Source organism: Abyssibacter sp. (assembly GCF_964229365.1).
Classification (GTDB): domain Bacteria; phylum Pseudomonadota; class Gammaproteobacteria; order Nevskiales; family OUC007; genus Abyssibacter.
The window spans coordinates 24,817-41,320 of sequence record NZ_CAXRDQ010000088.1; the positions used below are offsets into that span (position 1 = coordinate 24,817).

Annotated in this window: 14 protein-coding genes; 8 read left to right on the forward strand and 6 right to left on the reverse strand. The window is 64.1% G+C overall.

Annotated features, from left to right (window positions below; genetic code table 11):
* Window positions 1-135 precede the first annotated feature (135 nt).
* Genes ACE1EY_RS14740 through ACE1EY_RS14750 form a run of 3 tightly spaced genes read left to right on the forward strand, consistent with a single transcriptional unit; the run spans window position 136 to window position 3,325 of the window.
* Entirely contained in the window at window positions 136-1,518 is a 1,383-nt protein-coding gene (locus ACE1EY_RS14740; RefSeq protein WP_291512821.1) for an amidohydrolase, read from the forward strand.
* Entirely contained in the window at window positions 1,515-2,831 is a 1,317-nt protein-coding gene (locus ACE1EY_RS14745; protein ID WP_291512822.1) for an amidohydrolase family protein, read from the forward strand. Before ACE1EY_RS14740 ends, ACE1EY_RS14745 begins: the two co-directional genes overlap by 4 nt.
* Window positions 2,795-3,325 carry a hypothetical protein gene (locus tag ACE1EY_RS14750; RefSeq protein ID WP_291512823.1) on the forward strand — a complete coding sequence of 177 codons (531 nt, stop codon included), beginning with the start codon at window positions 2,795-2,797 and terminating at the stop codon, window positions 3,323-3,325. Before ACE1EY_RS14745 ends, ACE1EY_RS14750 begins: the two co-directional genes overlap by 37 nt.
* On the opposite strand, the gene ACE1EY_RS14755 is transcribed toward ACE1EY_RS14750, so the two are convergent.
* From ACE1EY_RS14755 to gor, 6 genes are all read right to left on the reverse strand, one after another.
* Window positions 3,295-5,145 (reverse strand): ATP-binding cassette domain-containing protein, encoded by a 1,851-nt coding sequence (locus ACE1EY_RS14755; RefSeq protein ID WP_291512824.1) that lies wholly within the window; start codon window positions 5,143-5,145, stop codon window positions 3,295-3,297. The genes ACE1EY_RS14750 and ACE1EY_RS14755 overlap by 31 nt on opposite strands.
* 54 nt (window positions 5,146-5,199) lie before the next feature.
* Window positions 5,200-6,198, reverse strand: coding sequence for a PHB depolymerase family esterase (locus ACE1EY_RS14760; RefSeq protein ID WP_291512825.1), 999 nt, complete (start codon window positions 6,196-6,198; stop codon window positions 5,200-5,202).
* Window positions 6,199-6,267: 69 nt separating this feature from the next.
* Window positions 6,268-7,293, reverse strand: a complete 1,026-nt coding sequence (gene rsgA, locus ACE1EY_RS14765; RefSeq protein WP_291512826.1) for a ribosome small subunit-dependent GTPase A — start codon at window positions 7,291-7,293, stop codon at window positions 6,268-6,270.
* 135 nt (window positions 7,294-7,428) lie between these two features.
* Window positions 7,429-8,175 carry a 2,3-diphosphoglycerate-dependent phosphoglycerate mutase gene (gene gpmA / locus ACE1EY_RS14770; RefSeq protein WP_291512827.1) on the reverse strand — a complete coding sequence of 249 codons (747 nt, stop codon included), beginning with the start codon at window positions 8,173-8,175 and terminating at the stop codon, window positions 7,429-7,431.
* Window positions 8,123-9,121, reverse strand: a complete 999-nt coding sequence (locus ACE1EY_RS14775) for an alpha/beta hydrolase (protein ID WP_291512828.1) — start codon at window positions 9,119-9,121, stop codon at window positions 8,123-8,125. Before ACE1EY_RS14775 ends, gpmA begins: the two co-directional genes overlap by 53 nt.
* Window positions 9,118-10,461 carry a glutathione-disulfide reductase gene (gene gor, locus ACE1EY_RS14780; protein ID WP_291512829.1) on the reverse strand — a complete coding sequence of 448 codons (1,344 nt, stop codon included), beginning with the start codon at window positions 10,459-10,461 and terminating at the stop codon, window positions 9,118-9,120. The genes ACE1EY_RS14775 and gor overlap by 4 nt, the downstream gene beginning before the upstream one ends.
* Window positions 10,462-10,619: 158 nt before the next feature.
* Here gor and ACE1EY_RS14785 point away from each other — a divergent pair, with 158 nt between their 5' ends.
* The 5 genes from ACE1EY_RS14785 (at window position 10,620) to ACE1EY_RS14805 (ending at window position 16,193) form a co-directional block, all read left to right on the forward strand.
* A complete protein-coding gene (locus ACE1EY_RS14785; protein ID WP_291512830.1) occupies window positions 10,620-11,207 on the forward strand; it encodes a LemA family protein in 588 nt (195 codons plus the stop codon).
* A 37-nt stretch (window positions 11,208-11,244) separates the two neighbouring features.
* Window positions 11,245-12,174, forward strand: coding sequence for a GIDE domain-containing protein (locus ACE1EY_RS14790; protein WP_291512831.1), 930 nt, complete (start codon window positions 11,245-11,247; stop codon window positions 12,172-12,174).
* A gap of 74 nt (window positions 12,175-12,248) precedes the next feature.
* Window positions 12,249-14,294: a M3 family metallopeptidase gene (locus ACE1EY_RS14795; RefSeq protein ID WP_291512832.1), complete on the forward strand. Its 2,046-nt coding sequence runs from the start codon at window positions 12,249-12,251 to the stop codon at window positions 14,292-14,294.
* The gene (gene xth / locus ACE1EY_RS14800) at window positions 14,291-15,067 is read left to right on the forward strand and encodes an exodeoxyribonuclease III (RefSeq protein WP_291512833.1); all 777 of its coding nucleotides are present in this window, start codon (window positions 14,291-14,293) and stop codon (window positions 15,065-15,067) included. The genes ACE1EY_RS14795 and xth overlap by 4 nt, the downstream gene beginning before the upstream one ends.
* A 163-nt stretch (window positions 15,068-15,230) precedes the next feature.
* Window positions 15,231-16,193 (forward strand): hypothetical protein, encoded by a 963-nt coding sequence (locus ACE1EY_RS14805; protein WP_291512834.1) that lies wholly within the window; start codon window positions 15,231-15,233, stop codon window positions 16,191-16,193.
* The last annotated feature ends 311 nt before the right edge of the window (window positions 16,194-16,504 follow it).

Genomic DNA, 16,504 nt, shown 5'->3' on the forward strand with positions numbered 1-16,504 from the left:
CCCCCCTCGTCCCGCCACAGCCGCCGTCTGGCCGAAGATTCCCACACGGGAGCGGCGACGGTTGCCTTGCCTCGCTTCACCCGACGACGCGGTGGCGGTAGGCTGCAGGGGTCTTTTCTGCGCACTGCATCTTCCATGACATCACGCTGGCTTCTCTTCGCGTCGACGACGCTCGTACTCGCGGCCTGTGGATCCTCCACCGATCCGGCTGACACACCGCGCGAACCGTTTGCGTCGACCTACACCCCGCTGCCCGCAGACACCACGCTGATCCAGCACGCCACCGTGCTCACCGGGACCGGCGAGCGCATTGACGATGGCAGCGTGCTGCTGCGCGACGGCAAGATCGCGGCGATCGGCGCGGATATCTCGGCCCCGCGCGGCGCTCGCACCATCGACGCCAAAGGGCGCTGGGTGACACCCGGTGTCATCGACGCGCACTCGCATCTGGGCGTTTATCCATCGCCCTCCGTCGCCGCGCTGTCCGACGGCAACGAAATCACCGGCAACAATACCGCCGGGGTGTGGGCCGAGCATGGCGTGTGGCCGCAGGATCCGGGGTTCGACACGGCACTGGCCGGTGGCATCACCTCGCTGCTGGTGTTGCCGGGTTCTGCGAATCTGTTCGGTGGCCGCGGCGTGACGCTGAAAAACGTGCCATCCACGACCTATCAAGGCATGAAATTTCCCGGCGCACCGCACGCGCTGAAGATGGCTTGCGGCGAGAACCCGAAGCGGGTTTATGGCCCCGGACGTCAGACGCCGTACACACGAATGGGCAACGTGTTCGGCTACCGCTCGGCCTGGATCGAGGCGGCCGAGTATCGCGACCAGTGGGACCGCTGGGAGGCCAAGGGCGAGGACGCAGACCCGGCGGACCAACCCAAACGTGACCTCAAGCTGGAAACGCTGGCCGGCGTGCTACGAGGCGACATCCTGGTCCATAACCACTGCTATCGCGGCGACGAAATGGCCACGATGCTCGATGTGGCACAGGAGTTCGGCTACAAGATCACGGCGTTTCATCATGCGGTAGAGGCGTACAAGATCGCCGACCTGCTCGGCGAACGGGGTGTTTGTGCGGCCCTGTGGGCCGACTGGTGGGGCTTCAAGATGGAAGCCTTCGACGGCATTCGCGAGAACATCGCCATGGTCGATGCCGCCAAGAACGGCTGCGCCATTGTTCATTCCGATGACGAATATGGAATCCAGCGTCTGAACCAAGAAGCGGCCAAGGCCATGGCGGCCGGCAATCGTGTGGGCATGGACATCAAGCCTGAACACGCGATCCGCTGGCTCACGGCCAACCCGGCCAAGGCCATGGGCGTGCTCGATCAGACGGGGACGCTGGAGACGGGCAAGATGGCGGATGTCGTGATCTGGTCCGGCAACCCATTCTCCGTCTATACGCTCGCCGATCAGGTCTTCGTTGATGGCGCCCTGCTTTACGATCGCAACGACCCAAACAAGCAACCCATGCGCGACTTCAAACTCGGCATCGTGGAGGTGAACTCGTGATCCGCTTCCAACTCTCCGCCGCCCTGATCGCCCTTGGGTTCGTCACGGGCGCCGTCGCGCAGCAGCGCGTAGCCATCACCGACGCCACAATCCACACGCTGGGCGAAGCCGGCACACTGGATCGCGGCAGCTTGCTGATTCGCGATGGCAAGATCGCCGCCCTCGGGCCCAAGCTGTCCGTCGCCAAGGACGTACAAACCGTGGCGGGCAAGGGCAAGGTGGTCACGCCGGGCCTGTTCGACGCGCTATCGGCACTGGGCACGGAAGAAGTCGAGCTGGTCTCCGGCACCGTCGACAACCAGTCGGCAAGCACGCATCTGGGCGCGGCCTTCGACATTACCGGCGCGATCAACCCACGCTCCACGCTGATCCCGATCAACCGGATCGAGGGCGTGACGCGCGCCATGGTGGCACCGGCCAGCCCATCGGCCTGGCTGGCCACGCCACCCGGCAGCCTGTTCGCCGGACAGGGCAGCGTGATCAGCCTCGCGCCGGCGACCGAGTTTGTTCTGAAACCGCGGGCCGCCCTGTTCATCACGCTGGGCGAACACGGCGCCGATTTCACCGGGGGCTCGCGCGCCGGCACCCTGGGCGAACTGCGCGAAGCACTGCAAGACGCCAAGGCCTGGGATGCCCTGCCCGCCGGTCAGAAGTCGACGGCCAACCCCGGCTACGCCATCCGGCGACCGGCCCGGGAGGTGCTGCTCAAGGCCCTGGCGGGCGATCTGCCTGTCGTCGCGCGTGTCGATCGCGCCTCCGACATCCGCGCGGCCATGGCGCTGGCGAAGGAATTCGGACTCCGGCTGATCGTCGCCGGTGGCTCGGAGGCCTGGATCGTCGCCAAGGACCTGGCGGCGGCCGATGTGCCGGTGATTCTCAACCCGCTCCACAACCTGCCGGCGAGCTTTGAGCACCTCGGCGCGCGACCGGATGCTGCGGCCATGCTGCACCGAGCCGGCGTGCTGATCGCAATCGCCGACGATGGCGAATCGCACCAGGCCCGCAACATCCGCCAACTGGCCGGCAATGCCGTGGCCCATGGCCTGCCCTGGGATGCCGCGCTGGCCGCCGTGACCGTCAATCCCGCGAAAATATACGGGCTCGGCAATGCGTCAGGCGGCCTGATGCCGGGACAGGCAGCCGATGCCGTCGTCTGGTCCGGCGACCCACTGGAGGTCACGACCATGGCCGAGGCGGTGATCATCAATGGCAGGCTGCAATCGATGACCAGTCGGCAGACCCTGCTGCGCGACCGCTACCTGAAGACGGACGGCGAGTGGCCACCGGCGTACACGCACCCGTCCTCACCGTAGCGGACATCCGGCGCGAGGAACTCGAACAAGTCTTCGCGCCGCAGGGCCTGACCCTGGTCGATGTGCCACCCGGAGCGCCCATCCCCGGCAGCTACTGGGGCGACCCCGAAGCCGGCCTGGTGGACGACGACCTGTTCGTCCGAGCGGACACGCCCTTGCACTCAGTGCTGCACGAGGGCGGGCACTGGCTTTGCGCCCGCGCCTGCGGGCGAACCAGCCTGAACACCGACGCCAACTGCGACGACGCCGAGGAAAACGCCGTCTGCTACCTGCAAATTCTGCTGGCGGACCGGATCACCGGCTTCGGGCGCGCGCGTGCATTCGCCGACATGGATGCCTGGGGCTACAGCTTTCGCCTCGGTTCGGCGCAAGCATGGTTCGAAGCGGATGCGGAGGACGCGCTGGCCTGGCTACAAACCCATGCGGCGCTGCTGCTGAACGACATTGCTGACGCGTACGGCGCTCAGCCTTCCAGCGCCTCCCAGCGGGCATAGGCGGCCACAAGGTCGCTGGAAACCTGGTCTGTTTCAGACTGCAGCGCCCCGACCCGCTCGGGCGCGGACTCGTAAGCCTGCTGGAGTTCCTGCGCCAGCTCTGCCTGGCGGCGCTCCAGGGTCTCGATTCTCGCCGGCAACTCGTCCAACTCTTTTTGTACTTTGTAGCTGCGCTTGGGGCCAGCCGCCGGTTTCTTCGCGGCGCCAGACTGGGCACTCGACTTCGCTGGTCGCGGTTTCGGCGACACGCGCTGCCGCAACCAATCCTCGTAGCCGCCGACGTAATCCCCCACGCGTCCGCCGCCCTCGAAGGCCAGGGTGCGCGTGACCACATTGTCGACAAAGGCCCGGTCGTGGCTGACGACGATCACGGTGCCGGCGTACTCGATCAGCCGTTCCTCCAGCAATTCCAGAGTCTCGACATCGAGGTCATTCGTGGGCTCATCGAGAATCATCAGATTCGATGGCCTGGAGAACAGCCGTGCAAGCATGAGTCGGCTGCGTTCACCGCCGGAGAGCACGCGCACCGGGCTGCGGGCGCGGTCTGGCGGAAACAGGAAATCGGCGAGGTAGCTGATCACATGTTTTTCTTTGCCACCGATGGTGACGGTCTCCTTGCCATCGCCGATGTGGTCGACCACCGTCTTGGTGGGGTCCAGCTGATCGCGTAGCTGATCGAACACGGCGATCTCCAGCTTGGTGCCCAGTTCCACGGTGCCGGCATCCGGCTGCAGCTGGCCCAGCATCAGGCGCAATAGGGTGGTCTTGCCCACACCGTTAGGGCCTAGCACGCCGATCTTGTCGCCGCGCAGAATCGTGGTCGTCAGGCCATCGACGATGCACAGATCCCCAAACGCATAACGCAGGTCGGTCACCTCGGTCACCAGCTTGCCGCTGCGCTCAGCCTCTTCGACCGCGATCTTGGCCGTGCCCTGCACCGTACGCCGCTGCTGGTATTCCGCACGCAGGGCCTTGAGCGCGCGCACGCGGCCTTCGTTGCGCGTGCGCCGTGCCTTGATGCCCTGCCGAATCCAGGTTTCTTCCTGTGCCAGCTTCTTGTCGAACAAGGCGTTCTGCTGGGCCTCGGCCTCCAGCGCCTCGGCCTTGCGGCGCAGGTAATCCTCGTAGGTTCCCGGCCAGCTGGTTAGCCGCCCACGGTCCAGTTCGATGATGCGGGTCGCCAGCCGCTTGAGGAACGCGCGGTCATGGGTGATGAACAGCAGCGTGCCGTCCCAACCGAGCAGAAACTCCTCCAGCCAGCGGATGCTGTCGATATCCAAGTGATTGGTCGGTTCATCCAGCAGCAGCAGGTCTGGGTCTGTGACCAGGGCCTGCGCGAGCAGCACACGCCGCTTGAGACCACCCGACAGTGATTCGAACGCCAGGCTTCCGTCGAGTGAAAGCCTCGACAGAGTGGCGTCGACCCGGCTCGAGAGCGTCCAGCCGTCAGCCGCCTCCAATGCCTGTTGAACCTTGGCGAGTTTGTTGAGATTTTCCGGCTCGGTGGCCAGAACATGATGGTAGTCGGCGACCAGCTGTCCCGCCTCGCCGAGGCCGGCTGCGACCACGTCGTAGACCGCGCCGGTCATCCCCTGCGGGACCTCCTGCGGCAGCGTCGCGATGATCGGCGCATTGCTACGATCAATTTCGCCGCCGTCGGCCGTGATCTCGCCCGCAATCAGCTTCAGCAGCGTCGATTTTCCAGCACCGTTGCGACCCACCAGACAAACGCGCTCACGCGGCTCGATGACCAGATCAGCCTGATCGAGAATGGCGTGTGTGCCGACATGAAGATCAAGCTGGCGTGCGGTGAGAAGCATGGGAAAAACAATGCGGTCTGAGCAGGGCGCGCATTGTAGTGCCAATCCGGTTGGCTAGAGGCTGTGCTCCGAGAAGAACTCCCAAATCTGCGTGTTTGCGTCGAGATCGGTCACCCCACTCCCTCCGCAGGTCGCTTCCGAGGGGTTACTACCCGGACCGGGCCAAGTGTGGCCGCCACCTTCGATGGTACAAAGCGTGACCACGGCACTATCCTGACAGCCCCGGTAGCTCTCGCAGCTCGCGTTGCCGTTCGAGTAGGAGCTGAGCAGCGGCGGCAGCAAGCAGCGATTATTGTCGACCCAGAAATCGATCGAGTCCGATACCGGTGGGCGCTGCCCGCCCTCCGGCCCGGTGCTCGCCCCCCCCTCGAATGGCACGCAGGTGTCCGCCAGACCATGCATGTGGAAAACCGGTACTGGGCGTCCTGGTAAACACTCGAACACCGTCTCGACCGGGTCGGCGTCCAGATTGCGATCCATCATCGTCGCCGCATTGGGGGCGATCGCGGCGATACGTTCGGACAGCTCGCAGCCCAGACGGTAGGCCATCATGCCCCCGTTTGAGTGACCCGTTGCGTAGACCCGCTGCGAATCCAGCGCCAGGACAGACTCCGCGTCGTCCAGCAGGGCGGCAATCACCGCAACGTGGTCGATCTCCTGCGCGCTTGCCGGCGCGCAGCAAGAACCGGCGTTCCAGGTGCTGCGAAACCCCTGCGGGGTCATGAGCAGAAACGTGGCGTCGTCCGCAGTGTCCCGGAGCTGGGTGAATAGATCGTGTTCTCCCGCGTTCGATCCGCCGCCGTGAAGCGATACCACTAGCGGCAGATCGACGTCACTGTTCATTTCTACGCCATCCGGCACATAAAGACGATAACTGTGCTCACGACCGTCGACGGTGACCACGCGAGTGTATGAGCCGGCTCCGAGAGTCTCGCCCTCCGCCAAATCAGCGTTGCGCGTGTCCCCGCCGCAGCCGCCGAACAGCAGGACGGACGCGCAGCAGGCAAACAACCATCGTGATCGCGTCAGATACATTGAGGGCAACAGCATCATCGGATGGCCCCCAAGAATACGGGATGAGGCCGTGTGGATCTCCGGGTGGTGGCCGACATACCGCTCCGCTCACTGGCCGCGCTTGGCGCGCTTGGACCAGTTCAGCTTGCGAAACTTGTGGCCGATATCGCGTGAACGCCGGCGCTTGGTCTCGAGAATCTCGGTGTTGCGCGCCTGCTCGTCACGCAGTTCGGACAAGCTGTCCAGTCGCCGTGCTGGCAGGTCACCGCTGTCGACCGCAGCCCGCACCGCGCAACCGGGTTCCGTCTCGTGCTGGCAATCCAGAAACTGGCACTGCTCAGCCCGTTCGAACACGTCGGAAAACACGCGCGCGATACCGTGTTCACAATCCGTCAGCTGTAGCTCGCGAATACCGGGGTTGTCGATCAGCAAGCCGCCGCTCGGCAATTCGAACATGGCGCGCACCGTCGTCGTATGCCGGCCTTTGTCATCCATCTTGCGGATATCGCCCGTTTCCAGATTCGGCGCTCCAAGTGCGTTGCCCAGGGTGCTCTTGCCCACACCCGAAGAACCGACGACCGCCAGCGTTTCACCGACACGAATTGTGGACGAAAGCGTGTGCAGGCTCGCGGCATCTAGCGCGTTCACAAGATGGACGCGCACATCCTTGAGGAGGCCGCCGGCCTGGGCTGCGTAGTGCGCGGCATCATCCGTGAGGTCGACTTTCGTGAGCACGATTTCCGGCACAACATCGCAGTCGCATGCCAGAACAAGGTAACGCTCCAATCGCCGCTGGCTGAATTCCTGATTACAACTGGTGACAATGAGCAGCCGGTCCACATTGGCGGAGAGCACCTGACGGTGCACATGCTCGCCGGCGGCCTTTCGCGTGATCGCGTTCCTGCGATCAAGAATGCGCAGTAGCGCACCATCGGGCGAAAACTGGAGCCAGTCACCGACCGCCACGCCGTCCAGCCCACCAGCCAATGCGCGATCTACGCGCTTGAAGGCCACTCGGCCTCGCACCTTGATTTCGCTGCGATGCACCGCAAAAACGCGGGCGACAATCGCGTCGCCCGGAACCTGCGCCGATTCTGCAGCCGTCCAGCCCAGCAGTTCGAGATCAGCCGTCACGCCAACACCCCGTCGCTCGGTGCCGAATCGGTAGGCACGGACATGCGAACTCGCATCAAACAGCCTCCAAAGCCGCTTCGGATGAACGCAATCGCTGCCGGCCAGCGACCGACTGTTCCGCGAGCCTGTCCGCGATTAGGCCTTCGCCTGATTCGCGACCGCTTCTGCCGCAGCCTTGGCAGCGTCCTCGTCGCCCAGATAACCCTTGTCGACGACGTTGAGCTGATCGTCCAGCGTGTACTTGAGCGGGATGCCGGTGGGTATGTTCAGGCCGGTGATCTCGTCATCGGAGATCCCGTCCAGATACTTGACCATGGCACGCAGGCTGTTGCCGTGCGCTGCGACGAGTACCGTCTTGTCCGCCAGCAGGTCGGGGACAATGGCGTCGTGCCAATACGGCAGCACGCGCTCCAGCGTCAGCTTCAACGACTCGGTACCGGGCAGAACCCGCTTGTCGAGCCCCTGATAGCGACGGTCATTGGCGGGATGGCCCGGGTCGGAGACCGGCATTTCAGGCGGCGGGGTATCGTAGCTGCGACGCCACACCAGCACCTGCTCTTCGCCGTGCTTGGCGGTGGTCTCGGCCTTGTTCAGCCCCTGAAGACCGCCGTAGTGCCGTTCATTCAATCGCCAGCTGCGGCGCACGGGCACCCACAGCTGATCCGATTCCTCCATGGCGAGCTGCATGGTGCGAATCGCGCGCTTGAGCAAGGAGGTATGCACGACATCGAAGGCCAGGCCCTCATCCTGCATTAATTTGCCGGCGGCTTTGGCCTCGGCTACCCCTTTTTCGGAAAGATCAACATCCACCCAGCCCGTGAACCGGTTATCAAGGTTCCACTGGCTCTGGCCGTGTCGTAGCAGGACGAGCGTCTTCGTCATCGATGGGTCGCGTTTCGAATGAATGCTCGGATGATACCGCAGGCTTCTCGTTCACCGGCGGCGATACCGACCGAGACCGCTTGGATTGTTCACGGACAAAGCTGGCGACCTTGTCCACGGCATCGGACAGCCCACGCAGCGGCGCACCGAACACCGCCAGCATCTTCTCGTGCGACATCTTGGAATAGATGATCAGCTTCGGCTCGCCACCCTCTTCCGCGATGCGCTGAGCCAGGTCGCGCGAGTTGTTGGCATAGACCGACTGGTCATTCTCGCCGTGCAGCAGCAAGGTCGGCGGCACCTGTCCATCAACGAAATTCACCGGCTGCGACTGCGGGTGCTCGGATTCCGGACCAAACACGGCCCGCAGCTGCTCGTCTTCGATCGGCAGGAAATCGTACGGACCGGACAGCCCGATGAAACCACGCAGCCACTGCCGACTGCCGCCCTGCGCCTGCAGGAAACGGCCATCGGTTGCCAGCATCGCGGCGATGTGGGCGCCCGCCGAATGCCCCATCACGAACAGCTTGTCCGGATCGCCGCCGTAGCGCTGCGCAATCTGCCGGGTGTAGGCGACCGCCGCAGCGCCGTCTTCAACAAAGGCCGGGAACCGCACCGCCGGATACAGCCGATAATCGGGTACGACGGCGACAAAGCCGCGCGACGTCAGGGCTTGTGCGACGAACTCGTAGAGCTCCTTGCTGCCATCGCTCCAGCGGCCGCCGTAGAAAAACACCACCACCGGGGCGCCGCTCGCATCCGTGGGCGAGTAAATATCGAGCTTCTGCCGCGGCTCCGGGCCGTAGGACAGATTGGTCGCCTTTTCCAGCCCACGTTGCGGCGTGAACGCGTTCAGCACCTTCTGCCCGGCGCAGCCGGTCAGCAGCATCACGGCCAAGCCGGTCAACGCCAGGGCGCGTCCTGCGCCGTTTGCAAAGCCTGTCATGTCATCGTCACCAGCTCTTCAGCACTCGTCGGGTGGATGGCCACCGTCTCGTCAAAATCACGCTTGGTCGCGCCCATCTTCATGGCCACGGCGAAGCCCTGCAGCATTTCATCGGCCCCGCCACCGAACAGGTGGCAGCCGACGACACGTTCGTCGTCGCCCACGCAGACCAGCTTGAAACAGCTGATCTGCTTGTTGTCCAGCACGCCGTAGTACAGGGAGCGGAAGGTGGATCGATACACCTTGACCGCATCACCGAACTGCTCGCGCGCCTGCTGCTCGGTCAAACCGACCGTGCCGATGGTGGGTGAGGAGAACACCACCGTCGGGATCATGTTCATGTCCAGATGCCGGCCTGTCTGGCCGCCGAATACACGGTCCGCCAGCCGTCGACCGGCTGCAATCGCTACGGGCGTCAGCGCCGGCCCGCCGGTCACGTCACCCACCGCGTAAACGCCAGACTGATTGGTGTTCTGGTAGGCATCGACCGGCACAAAGCCGCGTTCGTCCATTTCGATACCCGCTGCGTCCAGCCTCAGCGCTTGGGTTTCGGGGGAACGACCCACTGCCCAGAGGACCTGATCCACGCGCAGAGGTTCCGGAGCGCCGTGGTGGACCAGCAGGTCCTCGCCGTCGCGTTCGACCTTCGACACCGGACTGTTCGCGAGCATCCGCACCTTCTGGTCGCTCATCGCCTCGGCCAGTAGCGGGCCCAGCATGGCGTCGAAATCACGCAGCACGGTGTCGCGGCGGAACAGCAGATTGGTCTGGCTGCCCAGCGCCGCGAGAATGCCCGCAAGCTCGACGGCGATGTAGCCGGCACCCACGACAGCCACCCGTGGCGGCAAGGCCTCAAGCGCGAAAAAACCATCGGAATCGATGCCCAATTCGGCGCCCGGTATCTGCGGGCGGCTCGGCCGTCCGCCCACGGCCACCAGCACATGCTCGGCTTCGAACTCGGCCTGGTCGACACGCACACGCCGCGGGCCTACGAACTGCGCCGCGCCCCGCACCACCTCCACGCCTTCGCGATCCAGGTTCGAATCGTAGATCCCATTGAGCCGGCGAATGTAGGCCTCACGCCGCTCAACCAGGCGGCCCCAGTCGTGGGTCATGGGATTACCGTCGAACCCGTAGTCAGGCATGTCGCTCATGGACTTGGCTAACCTCCCGGCCTGCCACATCACCTTTTTCGGCACGCAGCCAACATTGACGCAAGTGCCGCCCATGCGGCCCCGCTCAATCAGAATCACCCGGGCACCATGCTTGGCGGCCCGCCGCGCGGTGGCGACGCCGGCGCTGCCGCCACCGATCACCAGAAAGTCTGTTTTCGTTGTCATTCCATGAATCCTTGGCATGTCGTCTGGCGCAATCTCACGAGAATCTGCGACCGACGATAGGGATTGGCTCCTGCAATGAGATGAAAGTTTCCGGGTTCGCGTTGTGACCGGACCGGTCAGGGCCTAGACTTTTGCAATCGAACCGCGGGGAATCGGGGATGGAATCTGCATCGAGTGCGATCAGCACGTTCGTTTTCTGGGGCATTGCCCTCGGCGCTGTGCTGTATGGCATCGTCATTTACAACAATCTGGTCAATCTGAAGCACGCCGTCAGCAAGGCGTGGAGCAACATCGACGTGTTGCTCAAGCAGCGTCACGACGAGCTGCCAAAGTTGATCGAGACCTGCAAACAGTACATGAAGTTCGAGCAGGAAACGCTCGAAAAAGTGATGCAGGCACGCTCGGCCGCGCAGGCGGCAAGAGCCAATGGCGACGTCAAGGGCGTCGGCCAAGCCGAGACCCAGATGCGGCTCGGGCTGGGCAATTTGTTCGCGGTGGCCGAGGCCTATCCGGAGCTCAAGGCAAACCAATCGTTCCAGCAATTGCAGGCCCGCATCACCGGCTTGGAGAACGCCATTTCCGATCGTCGCGAGTACTACAACGAGACCGTGAACAACAACAATGTGCGCATCGAGCAGGTGCCTGATGTGCTGATCGCGCGCATCTTCAATTTCAAGTCGGCGGATCTGCTGGAATTCTCGGAAACCGAGAAGGCGGACGTGGACGTGCGCGCCCTGTTCAGTTGAGGCCCAAGACGCCCGCCCGGGCTGACTGACACCACAGGTGGACGCACTGCTAACGGACATCGCCACCGCTCCGAATGGCGAATTCTGGTTCTGGACCGGCGCCCTGATCGTCGCGGCGCTGGTCACGCTGTGCATCAGCTTTCTGTTTCTGAAGCGTTCGCGGCTGATCACCGATACGCCCACGGCCAAGATCCGATCAGCCCCGCAGGGCTATGTGGAGCTCACCGGCTACGGCAAGATGCTGGACGGCCCGCCAATCCACGCGCCGCTGACCCACGCCCCCTGCGTCTGGTGGTGGTTCAAGATCGAGGAGCGCCGGACTTCACACTCGAACGGACGCCGCACGACGCGCTGGGTCACCATCGACCAGGGCCGCTCCGACGCCCTGTTCCTGTTGGTCGACGACACCGGGGAGTGCATCGTCGACCCGGAGGCTGCCCAGGTCATCCCCGGCATTCGCCACCGCTGGCATGGGACGTCATCGCGACCGCGCAGTGGCCCCAAGAGCGGCTCGTTCGGGCTGTTCGGCCGCTACCGCTATATCGAGCACAGCATTCCTCTGCTGCACCCCATCTATGCACTGGGCCAGTTTCGCTCTCAGGGCGTGCATCACGCGTTCGACGAACAGGCGGATGTTCGCGAACTGCTTGCCGAATGGAAACGCGATGAAGCAGCCTTGCTGCATGAGTTCGACGCCGACGGCAACGGCGAAATTGATCTGACGGAATGGGAACAGGTGCGCGCCAGGGCGGTGGAGCAGGTGCGCGCCAAGCTCGCCGAGCAGGCGGCGCAACCCGACATTCACGTGCTGGCCCGCTCAGCCAACCGCAAGCCCTTCCTGATCTCCGCGGTACCACAGGAAAAGCTCGTCCGTCGCTACCGTCTGCAGGCAGCGCTGGGCTTTGCCGGATTCCTGCTGTCCGGCTCGGCCGCGACCGCGGCGCTGGTCGCACGCGGCCTGCTCTGACCCCATGGGCAGGGACGGCGGCGCGCCGCCTGCGTGATAGAGTTTCGCCCCGTTTTTTCACCGCCGATGCCCGCATGAGCAACCCTTTGCTGGAGATGATTCGCGGCCGCGATCTGCCGCCGTTCTCCGACATTCGCCCGGAACATGCCGAACCAGCGCTGGATGCCGTGTTGCAGGCCAACCGCGACGCGATCCGCGAACTCGAACAAGTGGAATCGCCGAGCTGGACAAACTTTGTCGCGCAGCTCGAACAGCTGGACAACGACCTGCACCGCGTGTTCTCGCCGGTGAGCCATCTCAACGGTGTCGCGAATACCCCGGAGTGGCGCAGCGCCTATAACGTCTGCCTGCCCAAGCTCTCGGCCTACTCAACCGAGATGGGACAGAACCAGGCGCTATACCAGCGTTTTGCGCAGATCGCCGAGTCCGCGGACTTCGCCGGGTTGCCGACACCACGCAAGACCATCATCGAACACGCGATTCGTGATTTCCGACTGGCGGGTGTGCATCTGCAAGGTGAGCAGCGCTCACGCTATGCCGAAATCCAGCAACAGCTTTCGGTGCTCCAGACGCGGTTCCAGGAACAGGTGCTCGATGCCACCGAAGCCTGGGTGTGGCAGACCGACCATGTCGAGGATCTCGACGGGCTGCCGCAACGCGCCCTGGATGCCGCGGCGGAAGCCGCCAAGGCGAGGGAATTGAGCGGGTATGCGGTCACGCTTGATGCGCCGAGCTATATCGCGGTGATGACCTACGCCCAGGATCGAAGCCTGCGCGAGCGCGTCTACACCGCCTACGCGACCCGTGCCTCCGACCAGGGGCCCAAGACCGGCGACTGGGACAACGCACCGGTCATCCAGGACATTCTGGATCTGCGCCAGGAGCTGGCCGCGCTGGTCGGCTACCCGACCTACGCCGACTATTCGCTGGCGACCAAGATGGCCGACTCACCGGCCGCGGTCGAGCAGTTCCTGCTGGATCTGGCCACCAAGGCGCGACCCGCGGCGCAATCCGAGCTGGATGCGCTGGCCGGCTTCGCGACCAGCGTCGGTGGCCCCTCCACGCTGGAACCCTGGGACGTCGGGTTCTACGCCGAGCAGTTTCGCGAGGCAACACTGGGGCTGTCCGAGGAGATGCTGCGGCCCTACTTCCCTGCGCCGCAGGTGCTCACGGGGATGATGGCGGTTGCAGAACGACTCTATGGCGTGCGCTTCCAGGCGGTGGATGACGCGAATGTGTGGCATGCCGATGTCACCGCCTACGCGGTGGTCGACGACCATGGCCAGCGACGCGGCCTGTTCTATGTCGACCCCTACGCGCGGCCGGGCAAGCGCGGCGGCGCCTGGATGGACGACTGCCAGGGCCGCTACCGCACCGACACGATCGATCAGCTGCCGATCGCCTTCCTGGTCTGCAACTTCGGAGGGCCGGTAGACGGCAAGCCCGCCTGTTTGTCGCATAGCGAGGTCGAGACGCTATTCCATGAGTTCGGCCATGGCCTGCATCACCTGCTGACTCAGGTCGATGAGCTATCGGTCTCGGGCATCAATGGCGTGGCCTGGGACGCTGTCGAGTTACCCAGCCAGTTCATGGAAAACTGGACCTACGAGCGCGAGGCGCTGGACAGCTTCGCCCGTCATGTCGACACCGGCGAGCCCATCCCCGATGCGCTGCTGAACAAGCTGCGGGCGGGACGCCGCTTCCAGGCCGGCATGGCGACGGTCCGCCAGCTGGAGTTCGCGCTGTTCGATCTGCGACTGCATCGCGACCACGTCCGCGGGGAAGCCGCGAAAGTGCTGGACACGCTCGCTCAGGTCCGCAGCGAGGTGGCGGTGATTCATCCACCGAGCTGGCATCGTTTCCCCTGCAGCTTTTCGCATATCTTCGCCGGTGGCTACGCGGCGGGTTACTACAGCTACAAGTGGGCGGAGCTGCTCGCGGCCGACGCCTTCGAGTTGTTTGTTGAACGCGGCGTGTTCGACACGGAGGCTGCTACCCGCTTCCGCGACAATATCCTCGCCAAGGGTGGCAGCCGTCCAGCTGCCGAGTTGTTCGAGGCCTTTCGCGGGCGGCCGCCGGAGCCGGAAGCCCTGCTGCGCCTGCATGGACTGGCCGCATGAGCGCGCCCACACGCATCGCGACCTGGAACGTGAACTCGCTGAACGTGCGCCTGCCGCATCTGCTGCAGTGGTTGGGCGAGGACGGTGTCGACATCGTCGCGATTCAGGAAACCAAGCTGACCGATGATCGCTTCCCGGTCGAGGCCCTGCAGGAAGCCGGCTGGCACTGTGCCTGGCATGGTCAGAAAACCTACAACGGGGTCGCCCTCGTCAGTCGCGAGCCGATCAGCGACGTCGTCACCGGCATTCCCGGCTTCGACGATACCCAGGCTCGGGTGATCGCCGGGACCATCGGTGATATCCGCACGCTTTGCGTCTACGTGCCGAACGGCCAGGCGGTGGGATCGGACAAATACGCCTACAAGCTGGAATGGCTCGCCGCCCTACGCGACTACGTGGTGAACATACTCGCCGAACACCCGAATCTGGTGGTGTCCGGCGACTTCAACATCGCACCCACCGAGGCCGACACCCATGACCCGGACCGCTGGGAAGGCCACATTCTCTGCAGCGACGCCGAACGCGCCGCCCTCCAGGCGCTGCTGGACACCGGCCTGACGGACGCATTCACCCGGATCGACCCGCCGGAACAGCGCTTCACCTGGTGGGATTATCGACAGGGCGGTTTCCGTCGGGGGCTCGGCCTGCGGATCGATCATCATCTGATCAGCGAACCGCTGCTCCAGCGATTCGACAGCTTCGCCATCGATATCGAGCCACGCCGCTGGGAGCGCCCGTCCGACCACACGCCGGTGGTCTGCGGCCTGCGCTGACCGTATCTGGAACCACCGTCAATGTCAGACCAGCAGCCCTGCACAGCGCTGTCCTTGAACTGAGAACAGGGTCACGCTCGGATGTGGCTGCGAAGTAAACCGCGGTCTACCATCCGGAAAAGCATAGAAGGCCCGTCAGACCGCGCAGCGCGGAGGATATGAAATGGGGCAACAGGCACATTACGACGTCACTGGCACAGTCCACCTGGCGGACCCAAAGGCGGTTGAAACCGCCGTACTCGACCTGTTGACGCATCGCTTCACCGCGGTTGATGTCGCCCTGATCTCCCGTGCATTCCAGACGTTTAGCGCATTGTTCGCCGGTCTGCTGCCGGGCTTCAAAGGCTGCGACACCTGGTACCACGATGCCCAACACAGCCTGGATGCCACGCTGGCCTTCGCACGCCTGCTCGATGGCTACGAGCAATCCGTGCCGCCGGCGGAGCAACTGGGCACCGAGCGCGCCATGCTGGGCGTGATCATCGCCTTGTTTCATGATGCCGGTTATGTGCGCTCCGACCGTGATGTCGGCCACCGCAACGGCGCTGAATTCACGCTCTGCCATGTCGCTCGCAGCGGTGCATTCATCAGCGATTTTCTAAAGGGCACGCAGCTGGAGAAGTACGCCGACGTGTCACGTCAGATCGTGCATTTCACCGGCTACGAAATTGCGCTGGACAAGATCCGCGTCTCAGATCCGCGTGACCGGCATCTCGGCTATTTCCTCGGCACGGTCGATCTGCTCGCCCAGATGGCCGACGCCTGCTATCTGGAAAAGTGCTGGCACCACCTGTATCGCGAGTTTTCCATCTGCGGGCTGGCGGGCGACGCGCAGCCAGGGCGGCCGAAACCGGTCTACAGCTCGGCCGAGGACCTGATGCGCAAGACCCCGGACTTCAATCGGATGGTCTGGAAGGACCGGCTCGATGGTTATTTCGAAGGCTGCTACCGCTATCTGAACGCACACTTCAACGGCGACAACCCCTACGTGAACGCCATCGATGAGCATGTCGCCCGGCTCGACCATCTTTTGGCCGACGACGCCTTGCACGAATTACGGCACGAACCGGAAGTGATCGGCGCCGCGCAGCTGCGCTCGACCCTGAACTCACCTCCGGCTGCCTGATCCGTCGTGACGGGCTCATCGGCCTGCCACTGGACGGGGCCCGTCAAGCACACGACCCTTCAGAAACAGAGCACCTCACAATCGCTCCCTGCGTGGTGGCGCGACAAGGCAGGTCGGCGGCCGCCGCTAAGTTCAAGCAAGCAATCGGGACCCTGGAATTCCTGACGAGTGCCAGGGAGCGCGTGGTCTACCTGTAGCCGCGAGCATGGCGTGTACGCAATCGCTTTGCTTGGCAACAGGATACCCATCGACACACGCCAGCGATTTCCGCTCAACAAAGGTCGCGGTCGGCATCTGCAAGACGCCGACCG